Raw genomic sequence first — 10,557 nt, forward strand, 5'->3', positions numbered from 1 at the left:
TGATCGCCACCCATATCGACCTCGGCCTGCCCGAGGCGGCGGTGCTGGATCTCGGCCCGCTGAAGGCCGCCCTGCCGCGCCCGGATGCCTTCGATGCCGCCTTCGGGGAGGGCTTCCTGTGATCGCCCTGCTGATCCGCGACCTGCGCCTTGCGGTGCGCGCCGGGGGCGGCTTCGGCCTGGGCCTTGCCTTCTACCTGATCCTCGTGGCGCTGGTGGCTTTCGGCGTCGGCCCCGAGGGGGCGTTGCAGGCACGCATCGCGCCGGGGGTGCTCTGGGTGGGGGCGCTGCTGGCCTGCCTACTCTCGCTTGACCGGATCTTCGCGCTGGACCGCGAGGACGGCACGCTGGAGCTGCTGGCCACGGCGCCGCTGCCGATGGAGGGCATCGTGCTGGTCAAGGCGCTGGCGCACTGGCTGAGCACGGCGTTGCCGCTGGTGGTGGCGGCGCCCCTGCTGGGCCTGATGCTGAGCCTGCCGGGGCCGGGCTATCCCTGGCTGTTCCTGTCGCTGTTGATCGGCACGCCGGCGCTGTCGGTGATCGGCACCTTCGGCGCGGCGCTGACGGTGGGGATCAAGCGCGGTGGCCTGCTGCTGAGCCTGATCGTGCTGCCGCTCTATGTGCCGGTGCTGATCTTCGGTGCCGAGGTGGCGCGTCGTGGCGCCGCGGGGCTTGACCTGCAGCAGCCGCTGCTGGTGCTGGCGGGGATCAGCTGCGGCACTCTGGCGCTGCTGCCGTTTGCCAGCGCGGCGGTCTTGCGCGTCAACCTGCGATGATGTGAATGTCCCTCGGGGCGGGAAAAGGGTAGGGGAAGGTATGAGCTCTCTCTGGGAATATGCCAATCCGAAGAAATTCATCGAGACCGCGCAGCGCGTCCTGCCGTGGGTCGCCGGCCTGTCGGTGATCTGCCTTGTCGGCGGGCTGGCCTGGGGCTTCTTCTTCACGCCGGACGACTACCGGCAGGGCTCGACGGTCAAGATCATCTACCTGCATGTTCCCGCCGCGCTGATGGCGATCAACGCCTGGCTGATGATGTTGCTGGCCTCGCTGGTCTGGCTGATCCGGCGCCACCACGTCAGCGCCCTCGCGGCGCGCGCCGCCGCCCCCGTCGGCGCCGTGATGACGGTGATCGCCCTGGCCACCGGCGCCATCTGGGGGCAACCGATGTGGGGCACCTGGTGGGTCTGGGATCCGCGGCTGACCTCGTTCCTGATCCTCTTCCTGTTCTACCTCGGCTACATAGCCCTCTGGGCCGCGGTCGAGGATGACGACACGGCGGCCGACCTGACCTCGATCCTCTGCATGGTGGGGTCGGTCTTCGCGCTGCTGTCCCGCTACGCGGTGAATTTCTGGAACCAGGGCCTGCACCAGGGCGCCTCGGTCATGCGCGCGGGCGCCCTGGCCGGGGACACGCAAGAGCGGGTCAGCAATGTCTTCGCCGTGCCGCTCTTCGTCTGCATCGCGGGCTTCGTGCTGCTCTTCGTGGCGCTGGTGCTGCTGCGCACCCAGACCGAGATCCGGGCCCGCCGGATGCGGGCGCTGATGGCACGGGAAAGGATGGGCTGAGATGATGCCGGAACTGGGCAAATACGCGGCGACGGTGCTGTCGTCCTACGGAATTTCGATCCTTCTGCTGGTCGCCCTGACCGCGCTCAGCCTGCGTCGCGCCGCCCGCGTGCGCCGCGAGCTGGCAGCGGTCGAGGCGCGCAGGAAACCCTGAGACCAAAGGCCGTGAAGGTGGCTATCCGATGAAGCTGAAACCCCTGCTGCTGCTGCCGCCCCTGCTGTTCGGCGGGCTGGCCGTGCTGTTTTTCACCAGCATGCAACGCGAGGACCCCGACCAGCTGCCGACGGCACTGGCCGGCAAGGAGGCGCCTCAGGTCGCGGTGACCCCGCTGGCCGACCTGGCGGTCTTCGACGATGCCACCCTGCGCGACGGAGAGGTCAAGCTGGTGAACTTCTGGGCCTCGTGGTGTGCGCCCTGCCGGATCGAGCACCCCAACCTCGTGCAGCTGTCCGAGGTCGAGGGCCTGCCGATCTACGGCGTCAACTACAAGGACCAGCCCGAGGCCGCCATGGGCTTTCTCGACGAGCTGGGCGATCCCTACACGGCGGTCGGCGCCGACAGCACGGGCCGCATGGGGCTGAACTGGGGCCTCTACGGCGTGCCCGAGACCTTCGTCATCGACGGCAAGGGCCGGGTGATCGAGCGCTTCGCCGGCCCGATCACCGAGCGCGCGCTGGAAAGCACCATCCGCCCCGCGCTGGAACGCGCCGCCGCCGGGCAGTAGCGCCCGCCCGGCGTTGCCCCCGGTGTGCCCGGTCGTGCCGTGCTCAGGTCCAGCCGGGCCCGGGTGCTCAGTCGAGAGAGCGGTGCAGGTCGTTTTTCAGCCCGGTCGAACCGGGGAAGACCTTCAGCCCTGCCTCGGCCAGGGCAGGGGCCTCGGGACGGTTGGGCGATCTCCTCGGCCCGGACCCGCAGCGCCCAGACCCGCAGCACCCAGATCCGCGCGCTGCCGGGGGGCTGCTGGCTGGCGTATCGGGCGCAGTTCACCGCGTTCACCGGATCGTCGACCATGACGAAGCCACGGGTGAGGAAAGAGAGCACGCCCTCGCCCCCGGTCCAGATCTCGCAGGCGCGGCGGCCGTCGGGCAGGCTGGCGGCCCTTTTTTCCCGTGCCTGCCTGATCACGCAACGGGCCAGCCAGGCGTGGGTCATCCCGGGACCGGCCTTCAGGGCGCGGGTGTCGAAGCCCTCCGCCTCGGCGGGGAAGCCCGCGCCATGCAGCTTCCAGGCGATATCGGTCAGGGCGCGGGGATCCTGCTGCAGGCGGGCGGCCATCAGGAACGCCTGCTGCGCCTGGTCGTTCAGCCCAAGTTCGGTATGGGCGCGGGCCATGGTCGGGAAGGCGGCGCTGCGCTCGGCGTCGATCCAGCTGTCCTCCCCGGCCAGTGGCGTGCAGGCGTCGATGGCGCCCCTGGGGTCGGCAGGCGGGTCGGCCTGCCGGCAGGGGGTGAGGATATCGGCCCGGGCGGGAAGGGCGGCGAGGCCGAGAAAAACGGCCAGAAGCAGAAAGCGTATCGGGTGACTTCCCTGCAAGGACGCGCGTTTCGAGCAGGGCCACTGTCCGGGCCCCAAGCGCGGGGCGGCGGCTGACGGGATCTTCCATGGCCCGACGTGCCGAGAGCCGCCTGGCGCGCCGGCTACAGGCGGAACCCGCGCGACACCGGCAGGATGACCCCGGTGAGCCCCCGTGCCTCGGCAAGGAAGCGGGTGGCAGCGGCGACATCCCCGGCTGTGGCAAGGCTGCCGAGCGCGGTTTCCGCCTCGATCAGGGCGATCAGCTCGGCGGCGCGCGGCGCATGGGCGCGCTCGACCGGGCCGGGGGCGAGGCCGTTGACCCGGATGCCGCGTGGCCCGAGCGCCTTGGCAAAGCCGCGGGTGTAGTTTTCCAGCGCCGCCTTGGTGGCGGCATAGGTCAGCGCGGCGACCGGCGGGAAGGTGGCATTGACCGAGGTGATGTTGACCACCGCGCTGCCCGAGGCCATGCGCGGCGCGGCAAGGCTGATCAGCGCCGCCGGGGCAAGGGCATTGACCCGCATCTGCCGCTCGGCAGAGGCCATGTCGAAGCCGAGAGGGTCCTCTTCCTCGACCGTACCGGCGCAGTTGACCAGCAGGTCGAGGCGCGGCGTGATCTCGAAGAACGCGGCGATCAGGCGGGCCGGGGCGTCGGGATCGGCAAGGTCGCAGGGCAGGGCCTGGGCATCGGGCAGCACGGCGGCCAGCGCCTGGGCCTCTGCCGCGGCGCCGCGATAGGTGAAGATCACCCGGTGGTCGCGGGCCAGGTCGCGGACGATCGCGGCGCCGATGCCGCGCGCTCCGCCGGTGACCAGCGCCGTGGGAGGGGAAGGGGCTGTCTCTGTCATGGCTCATGGGAACCCCGTCTGGCGGGCCGGTGCAAGCGGCTCTTTGCGATGGCCGCAGATTTCGTGGCAGGGGGAAGGGAGCGGACGGCACCCCGGCACGCGCCGCGGCCGGGCGCGCGGGTGTCGCCCGGGGAAACCGGGGCAGGTGGGATATCTCCCACCCTACGCAAGTGGCGCCCGGCGGTGTCCCGTGCCCGGCCGCGGGCCAGGGCCGTAGGGTGGGAGGCATCCCACCATGACGCCGCAGGAAAAAGGGCGCCCCGAGGGGCGCCCTTCGGCCGATGCGCAGAGCGCGCGGATCAGCACTCGATCATCACGGCGTTCGATCAGCTCTTGGCAAGGTCGCGCAGCACGTAGTGCAGCACGCCGCCGTGCTCGATGTATTCCTTCTCGATCGCGGTATCGATGCGGCACTTCAGGGTGATCTCCTTCTTCGTGCCGTCGCCCATGGTGATCGTCGCCGGAACCTCCTGCAGGGGGGTGACGCTTTCCAGGCCGAGGATGTCCACGGTCTCGTCGCCCTTCAGGCCCAGGCTCTTGCGGGTGTCGCCGCCGGTGAACTCGAAGGGAATGACCCCCATGCCGACCAGGTTCGACCGGTGGATCCGCTCGAAGTTCTCGGCGATCACCGCCTTGACGCCCAGCAGGTTGGTGCCCTTGGCCGCCCAGTCGCGCGAGGAGCCGGCGCCGTATTGTTCGCCACCGAAGATCACCAGAGGGGTGCCGGCCTCCTGGTACGCCATCGAAGCTTCGTAGATCGAGGTCTGCTGGCCCTTGGGATCCAGGGTGTAGCCACCCTCGACGCCGTCCAGCATCTCGTTCTTGATGCGGATGTTGGCGAAGGTGCCGCGCATCATCACCTCATGGTTGCCGCGCCGCGAGCCGTAGGAGTTGAACTCGCGCACGGGCACCTGGCGTTCCAGCAGGTACTTGCCCGCCGGGGTGGTGTCCTTGAAGGACCCGGCCGGAGAGATGTGGTCGGTTGTGATCATGTCACCGAGGATCGCCAGCACCTTGGCACCCGCGACATCCTCGACCTTGCCCGGCTCTGCGGACATGCCGCGGAAATAGGGCGGGTTCTGGATGTAGGTCGAGCTTGCCGGCCAGTCGTAGGTCTCCTGCTGGGGCACCTCGACGCCCTGCCACTTCTCGTCGCCCTTGAAGACATCGGCATACTTGGCCTGGAAGGCTTCGCGGGTGACGACCTTCTGCACCAGCTCGGCGATCTCGGCATCCGAGGGCCAGATGTCCTTCAGGTAGACGTCCTTGCCCTCGGGCGTCTGGGCGATCGGCTCGTTGGCCAGATCGATGTTCATGTCACCGGCCAGGGCATAGGCAACCACCAGCGGCGGCGACGCCAGGTAGTTGGCGCGCACGTCGGGGCTGATACGGCCCTCGAAGTTGCGGTTGCCCGAGAGGACGGAGGTGGCGATCAGGTCGTTGTCGTTGATCGCCTTGCTGATCTCGGGCTGCAGCGGACCCGAGTTGCCGATGCAGGTGGTGCAGCCGTAGCCGACCAGGTTGAAGCCGATGGCGTCGAGGTGCTCTTGCAGGCCAGCGGCCTCGAGGTATTCGGTCACCACCTGGGACCCCGGCGCCAGCGAGGTCTTGACCCAGGGCTTGCGGTTCAGGCCCAACTCATGGGCCTTCTTGGCCACCAGCCCGGCGCCGATCAGCACGTAGGGGTTCGAGGTATTGGTGCAGGAGGTGATCGAGGCGATCACCACCGAACCGTCGTTCAGGGTGTAGTCCTCGCCCTCGACCGAGGCCGACTTGTAGAAGGACCGGGGCTTGGTGGCCACGGGGCCTTCGGCGGCCATCTCGCGGGCCTCTTCGGACATGTCCACGCCGCGGAAATCGGCCACGACCTTCTCGAAGGAGGTCGCCGCAGAGGTCAGCGCCACGTAGTCCTGCGGACGCTTCGGACCCGAGATCGCGGGCACGATGTCGCCCATGTCCAGTTCCAGCGTCGACGAGTAGACGGGATCGTAATCCGCCGTGCGCCAGAAGCCGTTTTCCTTGGCATAGGCCTCTACAAGCGCGATGCGGTCCTCGTCACGGCCGGTCTGACGCAGGTAGCGCAGGGTCTCGTCGTCGATCGGGAAGAAGCCGCAGGTGGCGCCGTATTCGGGCGCCATGTTGGCGATGGTGGCCCGCTGTGCCAGCGGCAGGTTGTCGAGGCCGGGGCCGTAGAATTCGACGAACTTGCCGACCACGCCGTGCTTGCGCAGCATCTCGACGACCTTCAGCACCAGGTCGGTGCCGGTGGTGCCCTCGACCATGGCGCCGGTCAGCTTGAAGCCGACGACCTCGGGGATCAGCATCGAGATCGGCTGGCCCAGCATGGCGGCCTCGGCCTCGATCCCGCCGACACCCCAGCCCAGGACGGCCGCGCCGTTGACCATGGTGGTGTGGCTGTCGGTGCCGACGAGGGTGTCGGGATAGGCCACTTCCTCGCCGTTCTGGTCCTTGTCGGTCCAGACGGTCTGGCTGAGATACTCCAGGTTGACCTGGTGGCAGATGCCGGTGCCCGGCGGCACGACGCGGAAGTTCTCGAAGGCGTTCTGGCCCCACTTGAGGAAGGTATAGCGCTCCATGTTGCGCTCGTACTCGCGGTCCACGTTCATCTGGAAGGCGCGCGGGTTGCCGAATTCGTCGATCATCACCGAGTGGTCGATGACCAGGTCGACGGGGACCAGCGGGTTGATCTTGCTGGCGTCGCCGCCAAGCGCCTTGATGCCGTCACGCATCGCGGCCAAGTCTACCACGGCGGGAACGCCGGTAAAGTCCTGCATCAGCACACGGGCCGGGCGGTAGGCGATCTCCTTGGGGTTCTTGCCCCCCAGCTTGCCCCAGTCCGAGAAGGCCTTGATGTCGTCGACCGAGACGGTCTTGCCGTCTTCGAACCGCAGCATGTTCTCCAGCACCACCTTCAGCGCGGCGGGCAGCTTCGAGAACTCGCCCAGCCCCGCGGCCTCGGCGGCGGGAATGGAGTAATAGGCAATGCGCTTGGATCCGACCGACAGCGTCTTGCGCGTCTTGGCGGTGTCCTGTCCGACTACGATGGGCATGGAGTTGGCTCCCTTTCAATGAGAATGAGGGTTCGTGCTGACCTGATTTCTGCCTGATAGATAGGCGGCGATCAAGGGTTTGGAAAGAGTTCGGTATACCTTTGTGTACGATAATTTTCTCGGGTATGCCTTTACGTCATGGCAGGTTTGCCCGTGGCGCGTGGCGCCCTGGTCGGGGACTCAACGCCACAGTCGGGCGGGGGTTCACTTCTCTCGCAAAACCTTGATTGGCAGTTGAGCCGGCGGCTGGTTACTTCTGGTCCATCGGGAAACAGACGAGAGTATGTCGCATGTTTGCACGCCGCCAATTCGGGCTGCTGGCGGGGTTCTTGCCCTCGGCTCCCTCCTGTCCGCAGCGCCCCTGTCCGCGCAGGAGACGGGGCAGTCGCCGGTGGTTGTCGAACTTTTCACTTCGCAGGGCTGCGCCAGCTGTCCGCCGGCCGACGAGATGCTGGCCGAGATGGTCGGGCATGACGAGATCCTGCCGCTGGCGCTGCATGTGGACTATTGGGATTACCTCGGCTGGAAGGACGGCCTGGCAGATCCGATGTTCACCCGTCGCCAGAAAGCCTATGCCCGTGCCAAGGGCTCGCGGATGATCTACACGCCGCAGATGATCATCGACGGCCAGCATTTCATCAAAGGCGCGCATCCCGGTGAGGTGGCGGAAAAGATCGCCATGGCCCGGATGCAGCCACGCCACGTCCGGCTGACCCTGCGCGGAGAGGGCAACGGCCGCTTCCTGCTCGAGGCTCAGCCGCTTCCGGGGCTGGTCGCCGGGCCGATGCAGGTGACGCTGGTGCATTTCCTGCCGATGAAGACGGTCGAGATCCTGCGCGGCGAGAACGCCGGATCGCGGATCGACTACGCCAATATCGTCACCTTCTGGCGGCCCGTCGCGGAATGGGATGGTCGCGAGCGGCTCGAGATCGAGCTGCGCGGCGAGCAGGACCGCCCCGGTGCGGTGCTGCTGCAACGCGCGGGCTTCGGGCCCATCGAGGCCGCCGCGCGCCTGCCCTGAGTGGCCTCTGCCGGCCCCGGCGTCTCTTCGATCGGCCGTTCTCGTGTTGTGCGTGAGGAGTGGCGCGCAACGCCCTGAAAAATTTCAGGTCTTCTTTCTCTTGCGGGTCAGCGCCTTCCACCGGCGGTGGACCCAGAACCATTGCTCGGGATGGGCGCGCGTCATCGCCTCGAGCGAGTCGTTGAGCTGCTGGGACATGTCCTCGGCGGTGGTATGGGCCAGCGGCGCCTCGACCTCGATGCGGAATGACAGGCCGTCGGGCTGGCGGATGCCGTAGATCGGCAGGATCTCGGCATTGTACTTAAGCGCCATCTCGGCCGCCGAGGTGGCGGTCAACGCGGGCTTGTCGAAGAACGTCAGCCGGGCGCCGGTGGCGAAATGCTGGTCCGAGAGCATCGCCACGATGTTGCCCTGCCGCAGGAACCGCACCATCTGCGCCATGCCGCGTCGACCGCGCGGGAACAGCGGTTTGGCGATGCTCTCCATGGCGGCGACGTAGTGGCGGTTGAAATAGAGGTTGTTGAGCGGCCGGTAGATCGCGCCGACCTCGCCATGGCGGCTGGCGATCTTGGCATGGAAGGCCTCGTAGTTGCCGAAGTGGCCCGAGACCAGGATCACCGGGCGCCCCGCCTCGCGGGCGGCGTCGAGCGCGGCCAACCCGGCCCCGCCGATCGGGGCCTCGGCCAGGCGCGCCTTGAACTCGCTGCCCGAGTAGATCTCGATCAGGGTGCGCCCGGCATTGTCGGTGACCGCGCGCTGCATCCGGCGCACCTCGTCCGGGGACATCTGCGGATGCACCAGCGCCAGGTTGTCGCGAATGCGCCGGTTGTAGCCCGCCAGCGGCGCCACGAGGCGCGACACCAGCCAGCCCACCAGGGCGACGCGGTGTCGATAGGGCAGTGCAAGGCCAAGCCGCACCATGCCGCCAAGCGCCAGGTTGACCGCATATTGTCCCAGCCGCAGCCCGGGGGGCAGATCGGCGGGGTCGGTGATCTCGGCCAGAGGCAGACGGGCCTTCCGGCGGCTGGCGTCGGGATCTGGACGGGGCGGCGTTGCGGTCATTCGGGCCTGTGGTCTGCGCCACGCGCGGGCGCAGCGGTTGCAGGAGCCGTCTCGGGCGCCGGGGCGGCCTTGACGCTGGCCAGCCCGGGGGCCCGGGCGGCGCGGGTTTCGCGGTGCCAGACATAGACCCCGGCCGCCACGATCACAAGCGCGCCGATGACCGTGGGCCGGTCGGGATACTCGCCGAAGATGACGATCCCCCAGAAGGTGGCCGATATCAGCCCGGCATAGGAGAAGGGCGCCAGCATCGCGGCTTCACCGAGGGTCAGAGCGCGGATCAGCAGCAGCTGCGCCGTGGTCCCGAGGCCCGCCAGCACCAGCATCAGCAGGGCGGTTTTCGGCGAGGGCATCTGCCATTGGCTGGGCAGGATCGCGGTCAGGATGACGGCGCCCAGCAGGGCCGAGTAGAGCAGGGAGGTCCAGGGATCCTCGCGCCCGCCGATGTAGCGGGTGGCGACCGAGAAGCCGGTATAGGCCAGGGCGGCGGTCAGCGGGAAGACGGCGGCGGGGGAAAAGACCTCGGTCCCGGGGCGGATGATGATCATCGCGCCGACGAGGGCGGCGCCGATGGCGAGCAGGCGGCGGGGGCCCAGTCTTTCACCGAGGAAAAGCGCCGCGGCGAGGGTGATCAGCACCGGGTTGACGTCCATGATGGCGGTGCTTTCGGCCAGCCCGAGGTGGTTCAGCCCGAAGAAGAAGGCCGAGGTGGCGGTCAGCTGGCAGACGGCGCGCATCAGCTGCAACCCGGGGAAATTGGTTCGGGCCACTTGCCGCAGGCGCGGCGCGACAAGCGCCAGGACCAGCACCGTCTGCCCGGCATAGCGCGCCCAGAGCGCCATGACCGTATTGCTTTCGGCGGCGATGGCCTTGGCGCAGGCATCCATCGTCGAGAAGCAGAAAACAGCAAGGATCATCAGCAGGATGGCGCGGGCAGTCTGGGTCATCTGGCTCTCCGGCGGGCAGGTCCGGGGACCGTATGGGCGGTCCGCGCGCCTGTCCAGAGCGCGCCCGGCCAAGGGCGGGGCTGCGGAAATGCGGGGGGCCTGCGGGCCTGCGCGCGGCGGGCGGGTGAATGCGGCGCCCCCGGCCCTCGCCCGGCAACACAGGGGCGGTGGTCTCTCTCCGGTCTTCATGTGCCCGGGGGAACTGGAGACTGGTCCCGCGGGCGATGGCCAGAGCCAGCTGATGGAGGCCCGCGGATTTTGACCGTGACCGCGGCAGACCGTCGTCGGGGCCCGCCCGGGAAGGGGTCCGGAAGCGGTGGTCTTCTGCCTGTGTCCAAGTCGACCCGGGCGATCGGAAGGGAGGCATGGACTGCTCTGGCAAGCGATCGCAGGCGCCTGCTGCCACAGGCTCGGGGGGAGTGCGGGTGACAGGGCAGGGCAGCCCTTAGTCCGGGCCGGGGCGGCTGTGCCCGACCTGCTCCGGCGCCGGTGCGGTTCGGCCATGGGTGCGCAAAGACGTAGAGGGGGGCGGG

The 10,557-nt window shown here is 68.6% G+C and carries 9 protein-coding genes and 1 pseudogene; 6 read left to right on the plus strand and 4 right to left on the minus strand.

What is annotated here, in order from left to right; all coding sequences use genetic code 11:
- The 5 genes and pseudogenes from OS124_RS28365 to OS124_RS0115235 form a co-directional block, all read left to right on the plus strand.
- Positions 1-122 (plus strand): annotated as a pseudogene (locus tag OS124_RS28365) (heme ABC exporter ATP-binding protein CcmA); the annotation flags it as partial.
- Positions 119-775: a heme exporter protein CcmB gene (gene ccmB / locus OS124_RS0115220; protein WP_010140618.1), complete on the plus strand. Its 657-nt coding sequence runs from the start codon at positions 119-121 to the stop codon at positions 773-775. The pseudogene OS124_RS28365 and the gene ccmB, both read left to right, overlap by 4 nt.
- 40 nt (positions 776-815) lie before the next feature.
- Complete coding sequence (locus OS124_RS0115225) at positions 816-1,565, plus strand: heme ABC transporter permease (RefSeq protein WP_010140619.1); 750 nt, start codon at positions 816-818, stop codon at positions 1,563-1,565.
- Position 1,566: 1 nt separating this feature from the next.
- Complete coding sequence (gene ccmD, locus OS124_RS0115230) at positions 1,567-1,719, plus strand: heme exporter protein CcmD (RefSeq protein ID WP_010140620.1); 153 nt, start codon at positions 1,567-1,569, stop codon at positions 1,717-1,719.
- Positions 1,720-1,747: 28 nt separating this feature from the next.
- The gene (locus OS124_RS0115235) at positions 1,748-2,290 is read left to right on the plus strand and encodes a DsbE family thiol:disulfide interchange protein (protein ID WP_010140621.1); all 543 of its coding nucleotides are present in this window, start codon (positions 1,748-1,750) and stop codon (positions 2,288-2,290) included.
- Positions 2,291-3,203: 913 nt separating this feature from the next.
- On the opposite strand, the gene OS124_RS0115245 is transcribed toward OS124_RS0115235, so the two are convergent.
- A complete protein-coding gene (locus OS124_RS0115245) occupies positions 3,204-3,926 on the minus strand; it encodes an SDR family NAD(P)-dependent oxidoreductase (protein ID WP_010140623.1) in 723 nt (240 codons plus the stop codon).
- A gap of 326 nt (positions 3,927-4,252) precedes the next feature.
- Positions 4,253-6,997 (minus strand): aconitate hydratase AcnA, encoded by a 2,745-nt coding sequence (gene acnA / locus OS124_RS0115250; protein ID WP_010140624.1) that lies wholly within the window; start codon positions 6,995-6,997, stop codon positions 4,253-4,255.
- Positions 6,998-7,388: 391 nt separating this feature from the next.
- On the opposite strand from acnA, the gene OS124_RS0115255 reads away from it, so the two are divergent.
- Positions 7,389-8,018: a DUF1223 domain-containing protein gene (locus OS124_RS0115255; RefSeq protein ID WP_010140625.1), complete on the plus strand. Its 630-nt coding sequence runs from the start codon at positions 7,389-7,391 to the stop codon at positions 8,016-8,018.
- 84 nt (positions 8,019-8,102) lie between these two features.
- Here the strand turns inward: OS124_RS0115255 and OS124_RS0115260 are convergent, their stop codons facing one another.
- Both OS124_RS0115260 and OS124_RS0115265 read right to left on the minus strand, forming a co-directional pair.
- Positions 8,103-9,080 (minus strand): lysophospholipid acyltransferase family protein, encoded by a 978-nt coding sequence (locus tag OS124_RS0115260; protein ID WP_010140626.1) that lies wholly within the window; start codon positions 9,078-9,080, stop codon positions 8,103-8,105.
- Positions 9,077-10,024 carry a DMT family transporter gene (locus OS124_RS0115265; protein ID WP_010140628.1) on the minus strand — a complete coding sequence of 316 codons (948 nt, stop codon included), beginning with the start codon at positions 10,022-10,024 and terminating at the stop codon, positions 9,077-9,079. The genes OS124_RS0115260 and OS124_RS0115265 overlap by 4 nt, the downstream gene beginning before the upstream one ends.
- Positions 10,025-10,557 lie beyond the last annotated feature (533 nt).

Origin of the sequence: Oceanicola sp. S124, assembly GCF_000220565.1 — a bacterium.
Classification (GTDB): Bacteria; Pseudomonadota; Alphaproteobacteria; order Rhodobacterales; family Rhodobacteraceae; genus Pseudooceanicola.